General features: G+C 38.4%; 19 protein-coding genes. 7 read left to right on the top strand and 12 right to left on the bottom strand.

The features are described 5' to 3' along the window. Positions 1-86: 86 nt before the first annotated feature. Together ABW51_RS03180 and ABW51_RS03185 are read left to right on the top strand one after the other, a co-directional pair. Positions 87-695: an NAD(P)H-dependent oxidoreductase gene (locus ABW51_RS03180; protein ID WP_053465535.1), complete on the top strand. Its 609-nt coding sequence runs from the start codon at positions 87-89 to the stop codon at positions 693-695. After that, a complete protein-coding gene (locus ABW51_RS03185; protein ID WP_053465536.1) occupies positions 695-1,249 on the top strand; it encodes a TorD/DmsD family molecular chaperone in 555 nt (184 codons plus the stop codon). Before ABW51_RS03180 ends, ABW51_RS03185 begins: the two co-directional genes overlap by 1 nt. A 46-nt stretch (positions 1,250-1,295) precedes the next feature. Here ABW51_RS03185 and ABW51_RS03190 read toward each other — a convergent pair whose 3' ends face one another. Then, entirely contained in the window at positions 1,296-1,850 is a 555-nt protein-coding gene (locus tag ABW51_RS03190; RefSeq protein WP_053465537.1) for an NAD(P)H nitroreductase, read from the bottom strand. A 98-nt stretch (positions 1,851-1,948) separates the two neighbouring features. Between ABW51_RS03190 and sppA the strand changes: the two genes are divergently transcribed. Further along, entirely contained in the window at positions 1,949-3,796 is a 1,848-nt protein-coding gene (gene sppA / locus ABW51_RS03195; protein WP_053465538.1) for a signal peptide peptidase SppA, read from the top strand. A gap of 36 nt (positions 3,797-3,832) precedes the next feature. Here sppA and licD read toward each other — a convergent pair whose 3' ends face one another. The 5 genes from licD to mnmC all read right to left on the bottom strand — a co-directional run bounded on the left by licD (position 3,833) and on the right by mnmC (position 9,265). Further along, positions 3,833-4,630 carry a lipopolysaccharide cholinephosphotransferase LicD gene (gene licD / locus ABW51_RS03200; protein WP_053465539.1) on the bottom strand — a complete coding sequence of 266 codons (798 nt, stop codon included), beginning with the start codon at positions 4,628-4,630 and terminating at the stop codon, positions 3,833-3,835. Next, positions 4,630-5,331, bottom strand: coding sequence for an NTP transferase domain-containing protein (locus ABW51_RS03205; RefSeq protein ID WP_053465540.1), 702 nt, complete (start codon positions 5,329-5,331; stop codon positions 4,630-4,632). The genes licD and ABW51_RS03205 overlap by 1 nt, the downstream gene beginning before the upstream one ends. Beyond that, positions 5,328-6,206: a choline transport protein LicB gene (gene licB, locus ABW51_RS03210; RefSeq protein WP_053465541.1), complete on the bottom strand. Its 879-nt coding sequence runs from the start codon at positions 6,204-6,206 to the stop codon at positions 5,328-5,330. Before licB ends, ABW51_RS03205 begins: the two co-directional genes overlap by 4 nt. Then, on the bottom strand, positions 6,206-7,165 hold the full coding sequence (gene licA / locus ABW51_RS03215; protein ID WP_053465542.1) for a phosphorylcholine kinase LicA: 960 nt from the start codon (positions 7,163-7,165) through the stop codon (positions 6,206-6,208). The genes licB and licA overlap by 1 nt, the downstream gene beginning before the upstream one ends. A gap of 87 nt (positions 7,166-7,252) precedes the next feature. After that, positions 7,253-9,265: a bifunctional tRNA (5-methylaminomethyl-2-thiouridine)(34)-methyltransferase MnmD/FAD-dependent 5-carboxymethylaminomethyl-2-thiouridine(34) oxidoreductase MnmC gene (mnmC, locus tag ABW51_RS03220; protein WP_053465543.1), complete on the bottom strand. Its 2,013-nt coding sequence runs from the start codon at positions 9,263-9,265 to the stop codon at positions 7,253-7,255. A 144-nt stretch (positions 9,266-9,409) separates the two neighbouring features. Between mnmC and fabB the strand changes: the two genes are divergently transcribed. Continuing rightward, entirely contained in the window at positions 9,410-10,630 is a 1,221-nt protein-coding gene (fabB, locus tag ABW51_RS03225) for a beta-ketoacyl-ACP synthase I (protein ID WP_005633515.1), read from the top strand. A 66-nt stretch (positions 10,631-10,696) separates the two neighbouring features. On the opposite strand, the gene ABW51_RS03230 is transcribed toward fabB, so the two are convergent. Next, positions 10,697-10,960 carry a GrxA family glutaredoxin gene (locus ABW51_RS03230; RefSeq protein WP_005628952.1) on the bottom strand — a complete coding sequence of 88 codons (264 nt, stop codon included), beginning with the start codon at positions 10,958-10,960 and terminating at the stop codon, positions 10,697-10,699. Positions 10,961-11,076: 116 nt separating this feature from the next. Here ABW51_RS03230 and ABW51_RS03235 point away from each other — a divergent pair, with 116 nt between their 5' ends. Further along, entirely contained in the window at positions 11,077-11,991 is a 915-nt protein-coding gene (locus tag ABW51_RS03235) for a RimK family alpha-L-glutamate ligase (RefSeq protein WP_053465544.1), read from the top strand. A 246-nt stretch (positions 11,992-12,237) separates the two neighbouring features. After that, entirely contained in the window at positions 12,238-14,391 is a 2,154-nt protein-coding gene (gene fdhF, locus ABW51_RS03245) for a formate dehydrogenase subunit alpha (RefSeq protein WP_082318376.1), read from the top strand. Positions 14,392-14,494: 103 nt separating this feature from the next. Here the strand turns inward: fdhF and hypA are convergent, their stop codons facing one another. From hypA to htrB, 5 genes are all read right to left on the bottom strand, one after another. Next, positions 14,495-14,836 carry a hydrogenase maturation nickel metallochaperone HypA gene (gene hypA, locus ABW51_RS03250; RefSeq protein ID WP_005633520.1) on the bottom strand — a complete coding sequence of 114 codons (342 nt, stop codon included), beginning with the start codon at positions 14,834-14,836 and terminating at the stop codon, positions 14,495-14,497. Positions 14,837-14,930: 94 nt separating this feature from the next. After that, positions 14,931-16,145: a sodium/glutamate symporter gene (gltS, locus tag ABW51_RS03255; RefSeq protein WP_053465546.1), complete on the bottom strand. Its 1,215-nt coding sequence runs from the start codon at positions 16,143-16,145 to the stop codon at positions 14,931-14,933. A gap of 29 nt (positions 16,146-16,174) precedes the next feature. Continuing rightward, on the bottom strand, positions 16,175-18,430 hold the full coding sequence (gene parC / locus ABW51_RS03260; protein WP_053465547.1) for a DNA topoisomerase IV subunit A: 2,256 nt from the start codon (positions 18,428-18,430) through the stop codon (positions 16,175-16,177). 67 nt (positions 18,431-18,497) lie between these two features. Beyond that, positions 18,498-20,396: a DNA topoisomerase IV subunit B gene (parE, locus tag ABW51_RS03265; RefSeq protein WP_053465548.1), complete on the bottom strand. Its 1,899-nt coding sequence runs from the start codon at positions 20,394-20,396 to the stop codon at positions 18,498-18,500. A 73-nt stretch (positions 20,397-20,469) separates the two neighbouring features. Further along, entirely contained in the window at positions 20,470-21,405 is a 936-nt protein-coding gene (gene htrB / locus ABW51_RS03270) for a lipid A biosynthesis lauroyl acyltransferase HtrB (protein WP_053465549.1), read from the bottom strand. A gap of 96 nt (positions 21,406-21,501) precedes the next feature. On the opposite strand from htrB, the gene hldE reads away from it, so the two are divergent. Beyond that, the gene (gene hldE / locus ABW51_RS03275) at positions 21,502-22,932 is read left to right on the top strand and encodes a bifunctional D-glycero-beta-D-manno-heptose-7-phosphate kinase/D-glycero-beta-D-manno-heptose 1-phosphate adenylyltransferase HldE (protein ID WP_046942728.1); all 1,431 of its coding nucleotides are present in this window, start codon (positions 21,502-21,504) and stop codon (positions 22,930-22,932) included. Positions 22,933-23,000 lie beyond the last annotated feature (68 nt).

Consider the following 23,000-nt stretch of genomic DNA (forward strand, 5'->3'; position numbering starts at 1 on the left):
TTTTTTTATGTGATTTTATATGCAAAGTGCGGTCTATTTTGATAGACTTCTGCCACGTTTTATTTCCCTATAAATAGGTAAGAAAAATGAACCACTTAATTATTTTTGCTCATCCTAATTCAGCGCGTAGTTTTGGACGATCGATTGCCAATCGTATTGAGCAAATTAGTCAAGAACATGGTGTAAATGTATTTTTTCGTGATCTTTATGAAATGAATTTTAATCCAATTTTATCTCATGAAGAATTGCAGAATGCTAACAAAGGTATTATTCCAGAAGATATTCAGCAAGAGCATGATTTTATTCTTCAAGCAGATTTAATTACGTTGGTTTATCCCCTTTGGTGGATGGGATTTCCGTCAATTTTGAAAGGCTATTTAGATCGCGTATTAAGTCACGGCTTTGCCTATAAAACAGAAAACGGCGAATCAGTGGGATTGCTCAAAAATAAGCAAATGCAGCAATTTATTACTATTGGCAGTAATGTTGATAAATATAAAGAATTTGGTGTGGATAAATCTCTCAATCATTGTTTAATTAATGGATTGTTTAATTACTGTGGCATTGAAAATGTTGAGTTTGAATTATTTGGAGATATTCATTTAATTGATGATAAGGCTCGTAAAGCGATGATTGACCTTGCTGCTCAAAAAACTCAAGCAAAATTGATCGCACTTTTAAAGGAAAAAGCGTAATGTCTGAAAAACAAATTAATAATTTTTCATTAATTAGTCGATTATTCGGTAATCTTTTTTATCGTTCTCCTACCGATGAAGTTCTTTCAGGCGCGTTTACTTGGTTACAACAAAAAGGTTTGAGTCAAGTTTGGGCGTTAGATACTGATAAAGAAAGTGAATTAGCGCTGAATAGCTTACAAGCTAAAATTGATCTCGATTTATTGAACCAAGAGTATCAAAAATTGTTTGGTACAAATGGCAAAGTAGTGACCGCTATTTCAGCTTACGAGATTGATGTTGAAGAATTTATGAATTTTCGCCTTGTACGCAATATGCCAGAGGTGGAAAGTGCGGATCATTTTGCTTTGTTATTGCTTACAGCCTCTTGGCTTGAAGATAATTCTGATTCTTTAGTGGCTCAGCAAGAATTTTTTGAAACCTTTTTATTGCCTTGTGCAGCGAAGTTTTTAACTCAAGTAGTAAATCAAGCAACTTTGCCTTTTTATCGTGCATTAGCCAGCCTTACACGAGAAATATTGGCAGCGATGGCGGATGAATTGGAAGAAGAGTAGGCAATATTTTGCTTTCCTCTAAGTCTTGAGGAAAGCAAGAAATATTTTATAAATAGGTTACAAAATCTTTTGTATTGATAACACGGCATTCACGTTCTGCTTTTTCTATGCTTGTGCCAATCATGACTAACGCAATCACACGATCTTGTTCACGACATCCGAAAGCTTCTCGTAATGCACTTCCCTCAACCCATTTTCCTGAAATCCACACGTTATCAAATCCTTGTGCTTGAGCAGCCAGTTGTATTCCGTAAGTTGCACAGCCCGCACTTAACATTTGTTCCCATTCAGGCACTTTAGCGATAGTTGGATCGATTTTTGAGACCACGCCAATAACCATCGGTGCGCGATGTGCTAGGTTTTCGGCTTTCATCAATTTTTCTTCTCCAAGATCAAATTCTAAAACCGCAGCTTTAAGTAGTGTTTCTAATTTATTTAAGCTCTCGTTTTCCATTACAATAAAATGATAAGGATGTAATTTTCCGTGATCTGGCGCACGCATTGCTGCTTCGAAAATACGCTCAAGCTGTTCTGTATTAGGTGCAGGTGTGGTTAATTTTTTATTTGATTTTCTTGTGGTTAAAAGTGTAAGTGCATCCATTTTATTATTCCCTATGAATAAAAGTGCGGTAGATTATAGCATAGTTTTTGGCAAGGCTTTGTGATACGCTAGGGCAAATTTTTTTAAAGGTAATTTGTATGTTTCGAGTATTAAAATTTTGTTGGAAAGCACTTTGTTTCATTCGTGATCTTGTGATGAATGTCGTGTTTTTAGGCTTTGTACTATTGCTAGTGGCGGTAATTAGCTTTTCAAGCGGTGGAAAAAAATCTACAACATTAACAGGGGAAGGAGCATTATTAGTTAATTTAGATGGCTATCTAGCGGACAACCGTGATGAAACACTTCGTTGGCAAGATGCGTTAAGCGAATTGAATAGCGAGCACGTTCCTCGAAAAATTTCGACGTTTGATGTGGTATTTGCTATTCAACAAGCGGAAGATGATCCTAAAATTAAAGGATTAGTGCTCGATCTTAATTATTTTGAAGGGGCGGATTTACCCGCATTAGATTTTATTGGTGGGGCTATCAGCCAGTTTAAAAATGCAGGAAAACCAGTGATCGCCTATGCGGATAATTATTCCCAAGGACAATATTATTTAGCGAGTTTTGCGGATGAAATTTATTTAAATTCAATTGGAAGCGTGGATATTCACGGTTTATCGCAAGAGAATTTGTATTTTAAAGAGATGCTCGACAAATTAGCCGTTACACCACATATTTTCCGCGTAGGGACTTATAAATCAGCAGTAGAACCATTTTTACGCAACGATATGTCGGCTGAGGCAAAAGCAAATATGCAGCGTTGGTTAGGCGAAATGTGGAATAATTATGTTTTATCCGTCAGCGAAAATCGTAATATTAAGAAAGATAACGTTTTGCCGAATGCGAAACAATATTTATCGGATCTTAAAGCGTTAAAAGGCAATAGTACGGCATACGCACAACAACGTGGATTAGTAACCGATGTTGTAACTCGTTTGGATTTAGATAAAAAACTTACCGCACTTTTTGGCAAAGGAAGCGATGGAAAAGCGAATCTTATCGAATTTGATGATTATTTAGCTCAACAGCCTGATCGCTTAGAACATTACAACGTACCGAATAAAATTGCGGTTGTGAATGTGGAGGGAGCGATTATCGATGGAGAAAGTGATGATGAAAATTCAGGCGGTGATACTATTGCGCGAATTCTCCGTAAAGCTTACGATGACAACTCAGTAAAAGCCGTTGTTTTACGGGTTAATTCACCAGGCGGTAGTGCTTTTGCTTCTGAAATTATTCGTCAAGAAACAGAAAACTTACAGGAAATCGGTAAGCCTGTCATCGTATCTATGGGCGCAATGGCAGCGTCTGGCGGTTATTGGATTTCATCCACTGCAGATTATATTATTGCCGATGAAAACACTATTACAGGCTCTATCGGTATTTTCGCGATGTTCCCGACTTTTGAAAATAGCATAAAGAAAATCGGAGTGAGTTCAGATGGTGTTTCAACCACTGAATTAGCTAATACATCAGCGTTTTCTCCATTAGCAAAACCCGTGCAAGATATTTATCAAACAGAAATTGAGCATGGTTATGACCGATTTTTAGAAATTGTCAGCAAAGGTCGCCAGCTTTCTAAAACACAAGTAGATAAACTTGCTCAAGGTCAGGTTTGGTTAGGCAGTGATGCATTCCAAAATGGTTTGGTGGATGAGATCGGTTCTTTTAATGAAGCGGTCAATAAAGCAGAGCAATTAGTGAATCAACGCCAAGATACTGCCGTACAAGATTTTAGCGTGGAATGGTTTACTGATGATAATGTTAGTTTAATTAGCACTTTATTGCGCGATACTAAAAAAGGTGCGCAAGAACAGTTAGCTAAATGGCTTGGTCTGCCAGCTCCAATTCAAAAATTACAAAAAGAATTGAATGTATTAACTAAATTTAATGATCCTAAAGGTCAATATTTGTATTGTTTGAATTGTGGGATGGTTAAGTAATAATTGAAAAGGGCAGAATTAAATCTGCCCTTTCGCTTACAAAATATACGCTTCTTGAATATGATGTGGCTTTTGGTCTTCTTCAGGGGGAAGTTGCATATAGTCGCCGTAATATTGCGTTAAGTGTTCGTGATATCCATTCATTACTTGAAATTGTCGTCCTTCAAATTCTTTATAAATAATATGGTTAAAATATTCCTTCGGCATATAAGATTTTTGCCAACCACCGTAGTCAGATAATACAAGACCAATATAATCGCATTGTTTTATCGGATATTTTATTTGGAATTGTGCTAAATTTTTTTGCATTTTGGAAAATAAAAAGTGGCTTAATTTACCAAGTATCGTTTTTTGCAAAGTATTTTCTTTTGATCTTAACCATCTTTTCTTACAAGAAGAAAATCGAAGTTTAATTCTTCGATGCTTTTTCATCAGTGGGTAGATGATCTTTGGTTCATTCGGTACGCCATCATAGATAAATATATCCATAAACATTGGGCTTTTTCTTCCCTTAGCATCTGTTATTTGAGTGCGACAATCGAAAATTTTTGCCATTTCACCTGTATATTGAGCAAGTATATCCTCCGCTGTTTTCATATTGTAGTATTCGTGAGTTTCTTGAAACCAAACATCAACAAATTTTTGATATTCATCGCGGTGCATATAAATATCAATATCATCATCCCAAGGGATAAAGCCTTTATGGCGTATAGCACCGATTAATGTTCCACCACCAAGAGAATAGTGAATTTGGTGTTTCTCACATAGAGCGTGAAAATAATCTAAGATATCGAGACAAACGAGTTGTTGTTCTCTAAGTGTCAATTTTTTCATTATTTTTCCTTGTTTGGTGTCAATTTTTGTAAAATGTGGTGATAGTCATCAAGATTATCCATCTCAAATATATCATCACGGTTAAGTTGCTGTGTATGAACATTTAATTTATCTATATATTCCATCGGAATGGTGTCCCAATAAAGTGCGGGATTTTTTAATTGCACTTCACTTGTATATTCTTTGAGCAAATTTAGAATAATATTGCAATCCCGAGTTGTCCAATAAGATACCCCTGACAAGCTAGGCTGGTTTAATGATCCAATCTCAATACGTATTACTTGCCCATTACTATTTAAAATCGGTAGCCATTCATTGTACGTTTTAGAACGGATGACTGTGAAATATGTACTGTGTGGTGGCTTCGTTAGAAAAATATTACGATTAAGCACAACATCCGCATCAATAACATAACAATCACTAAAGAAGTCTCGAGCTAGAGAGAAGGAATAAATGCTGTTATATTCGCGATATTTTTCGTTGTAAATCAAGGTGCAGTCATATTTTTTCTTTAGATACTCGAATTGTTCGTGCAAATGCCCAGTAATAATGACAATTTTATCAATATTCGCTTGTTGTAAAAACGCCAGTGTTCGTTCTAAGTTAGGTGTGCCGTGAATATCTAATAGGGCTTTATGAGTGGTTTGTGTGATGTCTTTAAAACGACTGCCTAGGCCTGCAGCCAAAATAATTGCATTCATTTTTGTTCCCCTTTGTAATAAAGTGTAACGATCACTCCGGCACTTAATAATAAGGTGAGTAGTAAGGTAATGGGCTTAATTGGCTGTTTATAGAGCAGATAACCAAGTCCAATTGCCCATACAGAATATGTGATATTTAATGCCATTGCTTTGATTGGTTTTAACAGATAAATCGCTTGGTAATAGCAGACGTAAGATAATGCCCCAAAGATTATTACGCCAGCAATTTGTACATAATTAAAACTAAGTATATCTAGTGAGAAATCTTTCAAGGAAAGAATAAATAGAATCAATAAATAACCAATAGTTGAACCACATAGTCTTAAAAAATACACTTGAAGTCCAGAGAGAGAACGCATTGTATAGGAGGATATCACTATTTCAGATGACCACCCTAATATACAAATTATTAAAAAAATAAAACCGATAGAATTAAAGGTTATTTCTTGTTCTACTTCAATAGCAAGCAACGAAGAAGAAATAATAGCCAAGGCGAATCCGAATTGGGCTGTTTTGCTAATTTTTTCTTTTAGAATCCAATAAGACATTAACGCAGCGAAAACAGGAAAGAGAGATGAAAGCGGTGCAGTATAATAGATCGTTAAATAATGAATGCTTAATAAATAGGCAGACATTCCTATTGGTCCGCCTAATATGCCAGATAACGCTGGTTGCCAAAAAACGCCTTGAAAATCTACCACACTTTTTCTCCACAATGTGATGCCGATAACTAATAACGAGCAAAAATCAATTAAAAAAAGCAATGAAATTACTTTCCCTAACGCAGTATATTCACTTAATGGCAATTCATTATATAACAATCCAGATAATGCCCAAAATACAGCGGATAGTATGCCAAAGAGATAGCCACGCATTATGGCAATTCCTCTAATAGTTTAAATGCTGCGTCTAAGCGTTTTAACGCATAATCGCCAAAATTCTCGCCGTGTTCTTCTTTTACTTTTGTCCATAAAAACCACAATACATTTTGGCAAAAACGATGAATTTTTAATCGTTTGTGAGCGATTTGAAATTCTGTCTTGTGATATTTATTTGTCTGATTGCAATATGTTTCTAATAGAAAATCAGCAGCTTCCATTGACAAATTACCTTCCTCAATGATCGTCGCTATATCAAATAACGGATCATTTAAGCCTGAATATTCCCAGTCGATAAAAAATAACCGGTCGTCTTGCAATAGCATATTTTCAGGGACTAAATCATTATGACATGGACGTAAAATTAAGCCTTTATTGATATTTTCAAATTGCCAGAATACGGCTGAAAGTTTATCCATTCTAGGATCTGCTTGAAAAAAAGCGGATTTGTTTTCTAGCAATGAAAAATACTGGCGGAACTCATCGAATACGCTAAATACATTGCGAAAAACAAATTCACTGTTGTGTAAACGACATAAATTATTCGCAACTTGAGACAAACAACTTTGCTCGTTTAATTGTATCTGGCTTAACGGCTTACTATTTTCTAAATAACGAGTCAGTTTTACGCCACTTTTGGCATCTAATACGGGAGTTTCTACATTCAAACCAGTACGATATGCCTGTGCATTATTGAATGCCTCATATTCTCGATTTATAAGTGACAAATTTACGGCATTAGGGATCCGTAATACAAACTTAACTCCAGAAATATTAAGTAGAACATTTTGATTGGTCATTCCTCCAATGGAGGAAAAAGGAATGGAATGCTGATGAAGAAAATGAAATACTTCCTCAGGCTTGCAGCAAGTTTTAACAAATCCTACAATTTGATTGATTGATTGATTGATTGATTGATTGATTGATTGATTGATTGATTGATTGATTGATTGCATAGCATTTTTGTATTCATTTTTATATTTAAATTTTGTTTGATTTTAACACGTTAAAGTTATTTTTGTAAGGTTCTGAATCTTATGGATTTATTCAACTTTTGAACTTTTCAACCACTTTCTCGCCCAAGCTCGGTTAGCTGAAAGGTTATGTAATATGGCTTCGCTTATTGGTAATGGCTCGCCATAAATGATTGAAGCTAAGGTTTCGCCTAAGAGTGGAGCGGAGGTAAGCCCGCGAGAACCTAAGGCTGCGATTAAGAAAAGATTCTGAAAATTGGCCGCACTTTGAATATATTGTTTACGGCGGCGGAGGTTGAATAAATTGTAATAATCCGCTTGTTGCTGTTCAAAATTCGGGACGTTTCCCACCATTGGGGCAAGATCTCTTACAGAGCAGCGGATTCCTACACGCGCTAAATTACCTGATGTATCCACATCTTGCGTCCAAGGTTGGACGATATTTTGTTGAAGTTTTTGTTGATTTTCTTGTTGTTCTTGTTCGCTAAAATGGCGATCAATATTATCTCGAACATGGCTTGCGCCGATGCAATGTGAGGTTTTTAATTGATCTGCTGGAGTAAGATAGCCATCATAACAAAGCACAGATTTCAGTTTGAGTAAGTTTTCTGATGTTGGAATTTGGCTGACTTGCCCGCGGATAGGGTAGAGCGGTAGCTTTTCTGTTTGAACAAAATCAGTAATTTTATATCCGTTCGCAAGAATGATGACTTCATGGCAGTATTTTTGGTCTTGCGTATTTTCTAGTTCCCAACCTTTTTCTTGTTGAGAAAGTGCGGTAATTTTTTGTGAGGTTTTAATGATTACACCTTGCTTTTCAAGAAATGAAAAGGCATTTTGAACAAATTGTCTTGGTGCAAGCCAAGCACCTTGCTCAATCCAACCGCCTTCGCAATTAAGCGGTAATCCCACTTTTTCACTAAGTTGTTCAGCATTCAGCATTTGGAAGATTTCGTTCGGCAAACCAAGCTGAGAAATCTTTGCTAATTTGACCGCACTTTTTTCGTTGTAAGCACATAGTGCCACGCCACAAAATTCGTGTTCAAACGCTATGTTTTGTGCGATTGCCCAATCAAGTAATTGGCGACCGTAACTGAAAGCGTGTAGGTAAAAATCAACGGTGAGCGCATTATCATCGCTAAGTTGCGGATAAAATGCGCCTTGTTTATTGCCTGAGGCATTGAGAGCGAGCGCATCATCTTCACAATAAATAGTGACTTTTGCCCCGCGTTTTACTAAGGAAATGGCTGCACAAAGAGAAGCAATACCACCGCCGATAATAGCGACATCTTGTTTTTCCATTTTCGCAGGCTGAGCAAGATACCAAGGTGTGGAAAGTGCGGTAGATTTTGATTGTATTTTTAGCCCACTTAAACATTCCCGTTTTTTGCCGAAGCCTTTACGTTTTGTCACATTAAAGCCTGCGGATTCAAGTCCTTTTCTAACCGCACTTGCTGCGGTGAAAGTGGCAAAAGAACCATTGGGTTTTGTGAAACGAAACATTAAGTTATAGAGATCATCATTCCACATTTCAGGATTTTTGCTTGGCGCAAAGCCATCTAAAAACCAAGCATCAATACGTTCATTCATATAATCGCCAAGTTGTGGCAAGTTTTCTGATACATCGCCAAACCATAAATCTAAGGTTGTCTCTCCAAAATGAATACGATGACAACCTAGAATCAATGAAGGCCAATAACGTTGCAAATGAGTGCTTAAATCTGCAAACTGCGGATAGGCAAGGTGCGCTTGTGAAAGTGCGGTAATTTTTAGCGGATATTTTTCAAAGGAAATAAAATTTAGGCGTTTTAAAGGATGATTCTCGTGTTGCTGGCGAAATTCACGGAATAATTGGGTTGCCGCAAAGAAATTTAATCCTGTACCAAATCCTGTTTCTGTGATGATAAAATTAGCCTCGTTGTGCTTTATCCAACGTTCCCAAAGTTGATTACCTTGTAGAAAAACATAATTTGTTTCTGCCAATCCATTTTCGTTAGAAAAATAGACATCATCGAATTGATCTGAGATGGGAATATGGTTTTGATTGAAGTGAATCTCAGCATGTTGCACGCTAAAAGCCATTTTTTATTCCTTGCCTAATGAAATTTGCGTATAATAACGCGATTTTCTAAACTGGTCGAACAAATGAATTATTGCTTGAAATATTTTTATTTCGTAGTAATTTTGAGCCGTTATTTTTACATATAAAACAATAAGGAAGAAGCAATGAGAAGAGCTGTAATTACAGGCTTTGGGATTATTTCAAGTATCGGTAACAACAAAGAAGAAGTATTGGCTTCATTAAAAGCAGGAAAATCAGGTATTGAAGTTGTGCCTGAATTTGTGGAAATGAATATGCGTAGCCATGTTGCCGGAACAATCAAATTAAACCCAAGCGAGCACATTGATCGTAAAGTGTTCCGTTTTATGGGTGATGCAGCGGCTTATGCTTATCTTTCTATGCGTGAAGCGATTGAAGATTCAGGCTTAACAGAAGATCAAGTTTCTAATGATCGTACTGGTTTAGTGATTGGTGCGGGTACGGGTTCTGCACATAACCAGTTAGTGGCGTGTGATGCGGTACGTGGCCCTCGCGGTGTAAAAGCAATTGGCCCTTATGCGGTAACGAAAACTATGGCATCGAGTGTTTCAGCTTGTTTAGCAACACCTTATAAAATCCGTGGAGTGAACTATTCAATCAGCTCTGCTTGTGCAACTTCTGCACATTGTATCGGTCATGCGGTTGAGTTAATTCAATTAGGCAAACAAGATGTCGTTTTTGCGGGTGGTGCAGAAGAATTATCTTGGGAATGTGCTACTGAGTTTGATGCAATGGGTGCAGTTTCAACTAAATACAATGAAACGCCAGAAAAAGCATCTCGTGCTTATGATGCAAACCGTGACGGTTTCGTGATTGCTGGTGGTGGCGCAGTTGTAGTTGTAGAAGAATTAGAACACGCACTTGCTCGTGGTGCAAAAATCTACGCTGAAATCGTAGGTTATGGCGCAACTTCTGATGGTTACGATATGGTGGCACCAAGTGGTGAAGGTGCAGAGCGTTGTATGAAACAAGCAATGGCAACTGTCGATACCCCAATTGATTACATCAACGTACACGGTACATCTACACCAGTAGGTGACGTGAAAGAATTAGGTGCAATCAAAAATGTGTTTGGTGACAAGATCCCAGCGATTTCTTCAACCAAATCGATGACTGGTCACTCTTTAGGTGCGGCAGGTGCACATGAAGCAATTTACACATTATTAATGTTGGATAATGATTTTATTGCACCAAGTATTAATATCGAAACCTTAGATGAAGCTGCTGAAGGTTGCAATATCGTTACTGAGACGAAAGAAAATGCAGGATTACAAACTGTAATGTCAAATAGCTTTGGTTTTGGTGGTACAAATGCAACATTAATTTTTAAACGTTATAACGGTTAAAATTCTTCTATGAAAAAAGCCACTTTCAATTGAAAGTGGCTTTTTTGTATAAATTAAAAAGAAAAATTAAGCAACGATACCAAATTGTTCTTTCATTAATGCTTCAAAGTCAGTGCAACCACCAATTGGTTTTTCATCAATAAAGATTTGTGGTACGGTTTCTACTGGTTTACCAACTGATTTTGATAAATCTTCTTTAGTAATGCCTTCTGCATGAATATCCACATAACGATAGTCAAAATCAGCAACTTCGCCTTTTAATTTTTCAGCAAGGTTTTTTGCACGCACACAGTAAGGGCAGCCAGGACGACCAAAAATAACAACGAACATAAGATTTCCTTTTTTGAGTTAAAAATTCTAGGCAATTCTACCTGATTTTTATCGTCTACATAAAGTGTTTTTATTCGTGTAATATACGGAACATCGTAGACAATGAGTTAAATATTATGAAATTACTAATGCTTTGCCGCGAACCTCGTCTTTACAGTTGCCAACGCTTAAAAGAAGCGGCTAAACGTCAAGGGCATGAGATGGATATTTTAGATCCGAATCGATGTTTCTTAAAACTCTCACAAAATCCACCGCACTTTCAGATTTTTTATCAAGAAAATTCCGAGTCGAAACCTTATTTATTGCCTGATTATGATGCTGTTTTGCCTCGATTTGGCACAACAAGTACGCAAATGGGATGTTCAGTCTTACAGCATTTTGAAGGCAAAGGGATTTTTTGTTTAAATTCATCTCAGGCATTTTTAAATGCACGTGATAAGTGGAAAAGTTTACAACTGTTGCTGAAGGCTGGTGTTTCTGTTCCCAATTCACTTTTAAGTGGCGGTGAAGTGCAAGCTCAGGCGACGATAGCTCATATCAGTTCGCCGACAATTTTAAAAACGCTAAATGGTTCACAAGGAATTGGGGTGATTTTAGCTGAAAAGCCACAAAGTGCGGTGAGCATTATGGAAGCTTTTAAGCAAACCAATATATCTATGTTGCAGCAAGATTTTATCGAAGAAGCGGGCAATGCGGATATCCGTTGTTTTGTGATTGGTGATCAAGTTGTGGCAACAATGCAGAGAATTGGACAAGATGGTGAGTTTCGAGCGAATTGTCATCGTGGCGGAAAAACCGAAAAAATTATCCTAAGCGATGACGAGAAACAGATAGCCATTCTAGCAACAAAAGCTATCGGTTTAGATGTGGCTGGAGTAGATTTAATTTGTTCAAAAAATGGATTATTGGTTTTAGAAGTAAATGCAAGCCCAGGCTTAGAAATGATTGAAAAAACAAGCGGGGTTGATATTGCGTTACAGATGATAAATTATGTTGAAAAACAGATTCATTTGAATAAGAAAAATAAATAAAATTTGATATTTTTATAGCCTTATTATTCATACCAATTTTTATACACATCTTCTAATGACCTCACTATCAAAAGTGCGGTCATTTTTCTTTGAGTTTTTTAAGCGTATTAAAAAAACTAGCTAAAACCTGTTTTATATCAAAAAATCCACAGAATTTATAAGCCTATGTTCTTTATTTAGGCGTATTATACTACTCGGAATGAGTAATTCATTCTGGTTATCTAAAATAAGGACATTACTATGGCAATTAAAAAAGTGATTACTGTCTGTCCGTATTGCGCTTCAGGTTGTAAGATCAATCTATTGGTTGAAAACAACAAAATTGTGGGTGCTGAAGGTGCAAACGGTAAAACAAACGAACGGGAGCTTTGCCTGAAAGGATATTATGGCTGGGATTTCGTGCATGACACAAAAATCCTCACTCCTCGCCTAACTCAACCGATGATTCGCTACAAACGTGGTGAGCCGTTCACGCCAGTGAGCTGGGAAGAGGCTATTTCCTATTCTGCAAAACGTTTACAAGAAATTAGAGAAAAATATGGCAACGAGTCAATTATGGTAACGGGTTCTTCTCGTGGACCAGGTAACGAAGTGAATTTCGTTATGCAAAAATTTGCTCGTGCGGTATTAGGCAATAACAACATTGACTGTTGTGCACGTGTCTGACATGGCCCATCTGTAGCAGGTCTGCTCAAATCAGTGGGTAATGGCGCGATGTCCAACTCAATCGTTGAGATTGAAGACACTAAATGCGTATTTATCTTTGGCTATAATGCCTCAACGTCTCACCCTATTGTGGCGCGTCGTATTAACCACGCAAAAGCAAAAGGGGCTAAGGTTATTGTTTGTGACCCTCGTAAAATTGAAACCGCTCGAATTGCTGACATTTATGCGCCACTTGCCAATGGTAGTAACGTCGCATTTTTGAATGCAATGATGAACGTGATTCTTGAAGAAGGGTTACAAGATCAAAAATTTATTGATGAACATACCGAAAATTTCGATGCGTTCTATGAAACTATAAAAGCTTATACACCTGAATCAACTCAACATATCACTGGCGTTGAGCCTGAAATGTTGAGAGAAATTGCCCGCACTTATGCGAAAGCAGAAACAGCGACAATTCTCTGGGGTATGGGGGTATGTCAGTTCCGTCAAGGTGTAGAAACTGTACGTGCATTAGCAAGCTTGGCAATGCTTACTGGTAACTTAGGTAAACCAAATGTTGGTGTAAACCCTGTGCGTGGTCAAAACAACGTACAAGGCGCATGTGACATGGGGGCTTTATATAATACTTTACCTGGTTATCAAAGCTATGCGGATCCAGAAATCAACGCTAAATTTGCGAAAGCATGGGGCGTGCCGTCTATTCCAACCAAACCAGGCGTACCATTGAGTGAAGTGCCACATGCAGTGGCAGAAGGTAAACTCAAAGCATTCTATATTATGGGTGAAGATACTTTACAAACTGAACCTGATTTGAATGCCATGAAACAAACCTTTAAAGATCTTGAGTTCATTATTGTTCAAGATATCTTTATGACTCAAACGGCAGCGGAAGCGGATGTTATTTTACCAGCAACATCTTGTGCTGAACATGAAGGTGTTTATAGTGCGGCTGACCGTGGTTTCCAACGTTTCTATAAAGCGGTGGATCCTGTTGGTGATGTGAAAGACGACTGGGAAATCATTAGTCTTATGGCACAAGCTTTGGGTTATCCAATGCATTACAACAACACCAAAGAAATTTGGGATGAGTTGCGTGAGCTTTGCCCAATTTATAAAGGTGCAACTTACGAAAAAATGGAAGGCTTGGGTTATATTCAATGGCCATGTACAGATGAAGGCCCCGAAGATCAAGGCACTACATACTTGTATGAAGGTCAAATCTTCGACCGTCCAAATGGTAAAGCGGAATTCTTTGCTTGCGATTGGGAACCACCAATGGAAGAAGTCTCTGAAGAATATCCATTAGTGCTTTCTACAGTGCGTGAAGTTGGTCACTATTCTTGCCGTTCAATGACGGGTAACTGCCGTGCACTTGCTGCGTTGGCTGATGAACCAGGATTTGTTCAAATGAACGATCAAGATGCGAAAGCTTTAGGTATTAAGAATAATGAGCTTGTTTGGATTTCTTCATCTCGTGGTAAAGTTATATCTCGTGCTGATGTAAGTTCTCGTACTAACAAAGGTGCGTGTTATATGACTTACCAATGGTGGATCGGAAAATGTAACGAACTCACCGCTGAACATTTAAATCCGGGATCTCGTACTCCGGAATATAAATACAGCGCGGTGCGTATCGAAAAAATTGAAGATCAACGTTGGGCTGAGCACTATGTTGTAACTGAATATACTAAGCTCAAATCTCGTTTAAAAGAAACCGCACTTGTGGCTTAATTGTAATATTTATCATGATTAGGACAGGCTTTATGCCTGTCCTTTTTTATGCTTAATGAAATATGATATGAGTAAGAATATTGGAAATGTTAAAAAGTGCGGTCTATTCAAAGGCAATTTCTTTAATACGTAATTCATCACCGCTTTGTCGTTGCAAGTGTATGCTGCCACAATTTGGACAGGAATCATGATGAGCTTGTATCTCAACTAATTTTTGGCACTGCCAACACCAGGCTTGTGCTGCAATAGGAATGAGATGAAGTTTACAGCCTTCAGCAGCCGTACCTTGAAAGGTTATGTCAAAACAAAATTCTAATGCGTCAGGTTCTACACAAGATAGAGCACCAATTTCTAGCCAAAGATCCGTGACTTTTTTTATATCGTGGCTTTTACATTGTTGTTCTACTATTTCTAGCATATTTTGACAAAGAGATAATTCGTGCATAATTTTTCCTTTTGTTTTTCTTCCTTAAAATAAATGCCTTTATCAATTCAAGATAAAGGCATTTCTCTAAAACATTGTCAATTTCAACCGCACTTTACGCGAGCATATTTACAACTGCAAATGAGATTTTCAATAATGCTGCGTTAATTAGGTCGATAAAGAACGCACCTACCATTGGAACGATTAAAAATGCTTTGTGTGATGGCCCAAAACGGCTGGTGACAGCTTGCATATTTGCGACTGCAGTCGGAGTTGCCCCCAAACCGAAACCACAGTGACCTGCGCTTAATACGACAGCATCATAATCTTTACCCATTGCACGATAGGTGATGAAGATTGCAAAGGCAGCCATAAATGCAACTTGAATAGCAAGAACGACTAATACATCGACAGCTAAACCTGCAAGTTCCCAAAGTTTTAACGACATTAAAGCGATAGCTAAGAAAATAGATAAACCTACGCTACCTAATACATCAATAGCTGATTCAGCTACTTGGAAACGGAAAATGTTCGTTAGAATATTGCGGATAATAACACCAGTAAATAAACACCATACGAAAGTTGGTAATTGAAGTGCTGTACCTTTTGTTTGCGCATCTAAATATTGACCGATAAGTAAACAAATAGACATCATTGCAATAGTTTCAATTAAGGAACGTGAAGTAATTTTACGTTTGTAAGTTGGATGTTCAAAGGCTTCTTGAACATCATCAACTTCATCATTTTCAGGGTTTTCACCTTGTTTTTGACGATTTAATAAGAAACGTGCAACAGGGCCACCGATGATACCACCAAAGACTAAACCAAAGGTTGCACAAGCCATCGCTATTTCAGTTGCACCTTGTAGATTAAATTGATGAACGAAGGTATCAGCCCAAGCAGCTCCCGTACCGTGACCGCCAGTTAATGTTACCGAACCAGCCAATAATCCATATGCGGGATGAATACCTAATGCTAATGAACCCGCGATACCAATAATATTTTGACAAATAATCAGTAAACCAGCGACAAATAAAAATATGATAAGCGGTTTTCCGCCTTTAATTAAACGGGAAAAGTTTGCGCTTAAACCAATGGAAGTGAAGAACACTAACATCATGGTAGTTTGCAAATTTTTATCAAAGTTAAAGGATGTTCCATCGACTTTATGCCAAATTAAAAGACCAATGGCAACGATAAAGCCGCCAACAACTGGCTCTGGAATGTTAAATGCTTTTAATACATTAATTCGTTTAACTAAAAAATAGCCCAATAGCAAGACTAAACTCGCTAATGCAAGGGTTTCATACGTGCTAAAAGTATAGCTCATAAATTGGATCTCCCTATGTTGTGTTTAAATTATGTGTTGTGTTGCGGTTCGATTACTACTATTTCAACATTGGTATGTAATCCACGTGGTAATGTCGAACCTTTTCTGCCTCGTTCAGCACAGAATTTCTGCAGATCTTCCGGTTTTAATACAATTTTTCGTTTTCCGGAATGAAATTCAAGACTTGCTTGATCTGAAATGAGCAATAATCTCACCAACAATTCACTGCGTTCTTTTGCATTTGCTGCAGGAATTGTCACAATTTTATTGCCTTTGCCTTTTGATAATGCCGGTAAATCTTTTGCCGGGAAAATCAACATTCTGCCAGCGGATGTCATAGCGACAACAAGTGCGGTGGCATTCGCCAGCGTCTTAGGCTCCATCACTTTGGCATTTTCCGGTAAAGAAATCAAGGCTTTTCCTGCTTTATTACGCGCAATTAAATCTTCAAATTTACAAATAAAACCGTAACCCGCATCAGATGCCATCAATAATTCTTGTTGTTCGCCTGCCATTACAACATATTCAATGGTCGCACCAGCTGGTAAATTTAGTTTACCTGTGAGTGGTTCACCTTGCGAACGAGCTGAAGGCAATGAAAGCGGATCGAGTGCATAACTCCGCCCCGTACTATCAATAAATACAACGGCTTGATTACTCTTGCCACAAGCATGAGCTCGATAATTATCACCCGCTTTGTAGCTCAATGATTTAGGATCAATATCGTGTCCTTTAGCACAACGTACCCAGCCCATTTCTGATAAGATGACGGTGACAGGCTCTGCGGGTGTCATGTCACTTTCAGAGATCATTTTGGCTTCTTCACGTTCGACCAGTTGAGACATACGTGGACTGGCATATTTTTTCGCATCTTCTTGAATTTCTTTTTTGATAAGCGTATTCAAACGGCGTTCTGATCCTAAAATTGCTTCTAAATTTAACCGCTCTTTTTCAAGTTCATCTTGTTCAGCTTTGAGTTGGTTTTCTTCTAATTTCGCTAAATGACGTAAGCGTAAATTTAAAATTGCATCGGCTTGTTCATCGCTTAAATTAAAGCGTGCCATAAGCTCTGCTTTTGGATCATCTTCGTGACGTATAATTTCGATAACCTCATCAATATTTAAGAAGGCTATCATCAAACCTTCTAAAATATGTAAGCGAGAGAGCACTTTATCCAAACGATATTGAAGACGACGAGTCACGGTTGTACGGCGGAAGGCAAGCCATTCATTTAAGATTTCCAATAAGCCTTTTACCGCAGGTTTATGATCAAGCCCGATCATATTCATATTTACACGGTAGCTTTTTTCAAGATCTGTCGTAGCAAATAAATGTGCCATTAACGCATCAGTATCGACGCGATTTGAGCGAGGAACTAGCACAATGCGAATTGGATTTTCGTGATCGGCTTCATCTCGAATATCTTCTAGCATTGGCAGTTTTTTTGCTGTCATTTGTTCGGCTATTTGGGCAATAACTTTGGATGGCGAAGATTGATGCGGAAGTGCTGAGATAATAATTTCACCGTCTTCTTTTTTCCAAGTTGCACGCATTTTTATTGAGCCACGACCTTGCTCATAAATTTTACGAATTTCTGATTTTGGCGAAATAATTTCCGCTTCTGTTGGAAAATCTGGGCCTTGAACAATTTCAAGTATGTCATCTAATCCTGCTTTAGGATTATCTAGCAACATTACTGCCGCATCAGCAATTTCATTAATATTGTGTGGTGGAATATCTGTCGCCATACCCACTGCAATACCTGTTGTACCGTTCAATAAAATATGAGGTAAACGAGCAGGCAAATATTGCGGTTCAGCCAAGGTTCCATCAAAGTTTGGCTGATAATCTACTGTTCCTTGTCCGAGTTCACTCAGCAAGATTTCAGAGATTTTAGACAGGCGTGATTCCGTATAACGCATGGCTGCGAAGGATTTTGGATCATCTGGTGCCCCCCAGTTACCTTGACCATCAACCAGTGGATAACGATAAGAGAAGGGTTGTGCCATTAACACCATCGCTTCATAACAAGCGCTGTCACCATGTGGATGGAATTTACCGAGTACATCACCGACGGTACGGGCAGATTTTTTGTATTTTGCCGTAGCATTTAAGCCAAGTTCAGACATCGCATATACGATACGGCGTTGAACGGGTTTTAAACCATCGCCGATAAAAGGCAGCGCACGATCCATGATGACATACATGGAATAGTTGAGATAAGCCCTTTCGGTGAAGGTACGAAGAGGCATTTGTTCAATGCCTTCATAATTGATATTTGTCATTTTGGTTTCTGTTAATTGAATATATTCTTAATTTATTAAAATTCGGATTTGCTGAGATTAATTTAGTCTACACAGATAAATCAACCTGATCGCCTTTCGCTTGTAACCAATTTTTACGGTCTTCGGAACGTTTTTTCGCTAATAACATATCCATGAGTTCTAATGTATCCGCGCCTTGGTCTTCCTCTAAATCATAAGTTAATTGAACAAGGCGACGAGTGTTAGGATCCATTGTTGTTTCACGCAATTGAGATGGGTTCATTTCACCTAAACCTTTAAAACGTTGAACATTCGGTTTGCCTTTTTTATTTTTCAACCGATCTAAAATCGCCTCTTTTTCGTTTTCATCTAATGCGTAGAAGACTTCTTTATTTAAGTCAATGCGATAAAGTGGTGGCATTGCTACATAAACGTGACCGTCTTGTACCAATTTCGGAAAATGACGTAAGAACAGGGCGCAGAGTAGAGTGGCAATATGCAGACCATCGGAGTCAGCATCCGCGAGAATACATACTTTACCATAGCGAAGTTGTGATAAATCATTGCTGTCAGGATCGATCCCTAGAGCCACGGCTATGTCGTGAATTTCTGTTGAACCTAATACTTGATCTGGTGAAACTTCCCATGTATTTAAGATTTTTCCACGTAACGGCAAAATCGCTTGATATTCGCGATCACGCGCTTGTTTTGCTGAACCGCCCGCAGAGTCACCCTCTACTAAAAACAATTCCGTTTTTTCTAAATCCTGTGAGCCACAATCAGCTAATTTCCCTGGTAATGCTGGGCCACTAACAAGTTTTTTTCGTACGACTTTTTTGGCTGCGCGTAATCGGCGTTGTGCAGAACTGATTGCAATTTCTGCTAATTTTTCAGCGTCCTGTACATTTTGATTTAGCCATAGACTGAACGCATCTTTTAAAACACCGCTAACAAACACCGCACTTTGGCGTGATGATAAGCGTTCCTTAGTTTGCCCCGCGAATTGTGCATCCTGCATTTTAAGGGAAAGAATGTAAGAACAACGATCCCAAATATCATCAGCGGTAAGTTTTACGCCGCGTGGTAATAGATTTCTAAATTCGCAAAATTCTCGAATGGCATCTAACAAACCTTGGCGTAGGCCATTAACATGCGTTCCGCCTTGAATAGTCGGAATTAAGTTTACGTAGCTTTCGCCAATCAGTTCACCGCCTTCTGGCAACCAAAGTAATGCCCAGCTAACGGCTTCATTTGTTCCTTTAAATTCACCAACGAATGGTTTTTCCGGAAGGGTTTCAAAGCCATTAACTGCTTCGATAAGGTAATCGGAAAGCCCATCTTCATATAACCAAATATCTTGAGTGTTGTTTACTTTATCAATGAATTTGATTTCAAGCCCTGAGCAGAGGACTGCTTTCGCTCTTAATAAATGGCGTAGGCGGCTAACGGAAAATTTTGCGCTGTCAAAATATTTTGGATTTGGTTTGAAGTGAACGGTTGTTCCCGTTGTGCGTCTGCCACAAGTCCCAATAACTTCCAATTCTTCTACTTTATTGCCGTTTTCAAAGGCAATTTTATACACTTCACCATTACGTTTGACTTGAATATCCACGCGTTCAGAAAGTGCATTCACCACAGAAATCCCAACACCGTGTAAACCACCGGCAAATTCATAATTTTTATTGGAGAATTTACCACCCGCATGCAGTTTAGTTAGGATCACCTCTACGCCGGAAACGCCTTCCGTAGGATGAATATCCACAGGCATACCGCGACCATTGTCCGTGACTTCAATGGATTGATCGGGGTGTAAAATTACTTCAATTTTTGTGGCAAAATCCGCGAGGGCTTCATCTACGCTGTTATCAATAACTTCTTGTGCGAGGTGATTCGGACGAGTGGTGTCTGTATACATACCGGGGCGAATTTGCACCGGCTCGAGATCTTTAAGAACGGTAATTTCTTGAGCTGAATAATTGGTTGTCATGGTTAGATGAGTCGTTAATTTTTTAAATTTGAGAAAATTCTATCAAAAAGTGCGGCGATATTCGACCGCACTTTTAATCGTATAAACTAGGCGTCTTTTCATCGGGGCGTGTTTTAAAACGACGATGTAGCCACATATATTGTGATATGCCCCTCATGATTTCCTTTTCAACGATTTGATTCATTCGCGCAGCAATCGCCGTTTCATCTTGTAAATCTGTAAAATCAACAGGCGCTGAAATACTCACGGTATAGCCTGAACCATCTTTATTGCGTAATGGCGCAAATGGAATCACTTTACTGTTTTGTGAGGATTTCAATAAATAATAACTACCAGTGGTTGTGCAAGCATCGGGCATAGCAAAAAAGGGAACAAAAACGGCATTTTTTCTGCCGTAATCGTGATCAGGCGCATACCAAATGGTTTCTTCATTGCGTAGGGCTTTGATCATCCCGCGTAAATCTTTACGATCAAGCATATCTTTATTAGAGCGTAAACGGCCTTGCGTTTGTAGCCAATCAAACAAAGGATTATCATTTGGACGATAAACGCCAATACCAGGATGATGTAAACCAATGATACGCGCACCAAGTTCTAGTGTTAAGAAATGAACACCGACAAGAATAATTCCATCTTTCTGATTTTCTTTTAGATAATGTAAGCCATCAACTTTTGACCATTTTTTGATACGAGAATCTGACCAAAACCAAGCCATGCCAGTTTCGATAATTGCCATGCCTACTGAACGAAGATTTTCTTGCAAAATCGCCTCACGCTTGTTTTCAGGCATATCAGGGAAACAAAGTTCAAGATTACGGCGTGCAATGGCAGCTCGACGTTTACCCACTTTTAAATGTGAAAACAGCCAACCGAGACCATTACCAATATGGCGCAAAATAGGATAGGGAAGACATAAAATACTTCGCCAAATTGCCACGCCTAGCCAAAAAAGCCAGTATTTGGGGACTAAAAAGTGTGGTTGAAATTGAGGGAGTTTTTCGTTTTTCATTGTTCTTTCCACCTAAGTTAGGGGCGTAGTTTATCGTAAATTTGAGTTGTGGTAAAATCGCCACAATTTTGGTTATTCAAATAGAGAGATTTTAAAATGGCTCAATATTCAGCAGAATTTAAGCAAGCAAAAGTACTCGTATTAGGCGACGTGATGCTTGATCGTTATTGGTTCGGCGCAACCAACCGTATTTCACCAGAAGCTCCGGTGCCAGTGGTTCGTGTACAGGAAAATGAAGAACGCGCGGGTGGTGCTGCAAATGTGGCGATGAATATTGCTTCACTCAACGTACCAGTTCAGTTAATGGGGCTGATTGGACAAGATGAAACTGGTTCTGCGCTTTCTCATTTATTAGAAAAACAAAAAATCGATTGTAATTTTGTTGCATTAGAGACCCATCCAACCATTACTAAATTACGTATTTTATCCCGCCACCAACAGTTGCTTCGCCTTGATTTTGAAGAAGATTTCAATAATGTAGATTGCAAGGATTTATTAGCGAAGTTAGAAAGTGCGGTGAAAAATTACGGTGCTTTGATTCTTTCTGATTACGGCAAAGGCACACTTAAAGATGTTCAGAAAATGATTCAAATTGCACGCAAAGCGAATGTGCCTGTGTTAATCGATCCAAAGGGAACTGATTTTGAACGTTATCGTGGTGCGACATTATTGACACCAAATATGTCTGAATTTGAAGCCGTTGTGGGCAAATGCAATACGGAAGAAGAGATCATAGAGAAAGGTTTAAAATTAATTTCTGATATTGAATTAACCGCACTTTTGGTGACGCGTTCTGAAAAAGGCATGACATTATTACGCCCAAATCAAGAACCTTATCATTTGCCAACCGTTGCAAAAGAAGTGTTTGATGTGACGGGAGCAGGTGACACTGTCATTAGCGTATTAGCAACCGCATTAGCAGATGGACGTTCTTTCGAAGAATCTTGTTATTTAGCCAATGTTGCCGCAGGAATTGTGGTGGGTAAATTGGGGACTTCAACGGTTTCGACTGTGGAACTTGAAAATGCGATTCATGCTCGCCCTGACACTGGATTTGGTATTATGAGTGAAGCTGAATTAAAAGATGCTGTCGCACAAGCTAAAGCGCGCGGTGAAAAAATTGTGATGACTAATGGCTGTTTCGATATTTTGCATCCAGGGCATGTTTCTTATTTAGAAAATGCGCGCAAATTGGGCGATCGTTTAATTGTCGCGGTAAACAGCGATGATTCCGTTAAACGTTTAAAAGGTGATAGTCGCCCAATTAATAATCTTGAAACTCGTATGGCGGTATTGGCTGGTTTGGCATCCGTGGATTGGTTGGTGCCATTCACTGAAGATACACCACAGCGTTTAATCGGTGAAATTTTACCAGATCTTTTAGTCAAAGGCGGCGATTACAAACCTGAAGAGATTGCTGGAGCAAAAGAAGTTTGGGCAAACGGCGGTGATGTTAAAGTGCTAAACTTTGAAAATGGTTGTTCAACAACAAATGTGATTGAAAAAATTAAATTATTGAAAGATTAAGTGAAAGGTTGGGGCGCCCCAACCTTTTTTATTGCTTTAATATTCATATGAAATTATCAGAGAAAGTA

This window comes from Haemophilus sp. C1, from assembly GCF_001276515.1.
Taxonomy (GTDB): domain Bacteria; phylum Pseudomonadota; class Gammaproteobacteria; order Enterobacterales; family Pasteurellaceae; genus Haemophilus.

What these genes read in the sequence shown, in the direction of transcription:
- parE (WP_053465548.1), bottom strand. Translation starts at nt 20,396, where the DNA reads ATGACAACCAATTATTCAGCTCAAGAAATTACCGTTCTTAAAGATCTC.
- licD (WP_053465539.1), bottom strand. Translation starts at nt 4,630, where the DNA reads ATGAAAAAATTGACACTTAGAGAACAACAACTCGTTTGTCTCGATATC.
- ABW51_RS03185 (WP_053465536.1), top strand. Translation starts at nt 695, where the DNA reads ATGTCTGAAAAACAAATTAATAATTTTTCATTAATTAGTCGATTATTC.
- mnmC (WP_053465543.1), bottom strand. Translation starts at nt 9,265, where the DNA reads ATGGCTTTTAGCGTGCAACATGCTGAGATTCACTTCAATCAAAACCAT.
- hypA (WP_005633520.1), bottom strand. Translation starts at nt 14,836, where the DNA reads ATGCACGAATTATCTCTTTGTCAAAATATGCTAGAAATAGTAGAACAA.
- hldE (WP_046942728.1), top strand. Translation starts at nt 21,502, where the DNA reads ATGGCTCAATATTCAGCAGAATTTAAGCAAGCAAAAGTACTCGTATTA.
- sppA (WP_053465538.1), top strand. Translation starts at nt 1,949, where the DNA reads ATGTTTCGAGTATTAAAATTTTGTTGGAAAGCACTTTGTTTCATTCGT.
- ABW51_RS03230 (WP_005628952.1), bottom strand. Translation starts at nt 10,960, where the DNA reads ATGTTCGTTGTTATTTTTGGTCGTCCTGGCTGCCCTTACTGTGTGCGT.
- parC (WP_053465547.1), bottom strand. Translation starts at nt 18,430, where the DNA reads ATGACAAATATCAATTATGAAGGCATTGAACAAATGCCTCTTCGTACC.
- ABW51_RS03180 (WP_053465535.1), top strand. Translation starts at nt 87, where the DNA reads ATGAACCACTTAATTATTTTTGCTCATCCTAATTCAGCGCGTAGTTTT.
- ABW51_RS03190 (WP_053465537.1), bottom strand. Translation starts at nt 1,850, where the DNA reads ATGGATGCACTTACACTTTTAACCACAAGAAAATCAAATAAAAAATTA.
- licB (WP_053465541.1), bottom strand. Translation starts at nt 6,206, where the DNA reads ATGCGTGGCTATCTCTTTGGCATACTATCCGCTGTATTTTGGGCATTA.
- ABW51_RS03205 (WP_053465540.1), bottom strand. Translation starts at nt 5,331, where the DNA reads ATGAATGCAATTATTTTGGCTGCAGGCCTAGGCAGTCGTTTTAAAGAC.
- htrB (WP_053465549.1), bottom strand. Translation starts at nt 21,405, where the DNA reads ATGAAAAACGAAAAACTCCCTCAATTTCAACCACACTTTTTAGTCCCC.
- fabB (WP_005633515.1), top strand. Translation starts at nt 9,410, where the DNA reads ATGAGAAGAGCTGTAATTACAGGCTTTGGGATTATTTCAAGTATCGGT.
- licA (WP_053465542.1), bottom strand. Translation starts at nt 7,165, where the DNA reads ATGCAATCAATCAATCAATCAATCAATCAATCAATCAATCAATCAATC.
- gltS (WP_053465546.1), bottom strand. Translation starts at nt 16,145, where the DNA reads ATGAGCTATACTTTTAGCACGTATGAAACCCTTGCATTAGCGAGTTTA.
- ABW51_RS03235 (WP_053465544.1), top strand. Translation starts at nt 11,077, where the DNA reads ATGAAATTACTAATGCTTTGCCGCGAACCTCGTCTTTACAGTTGCCAA.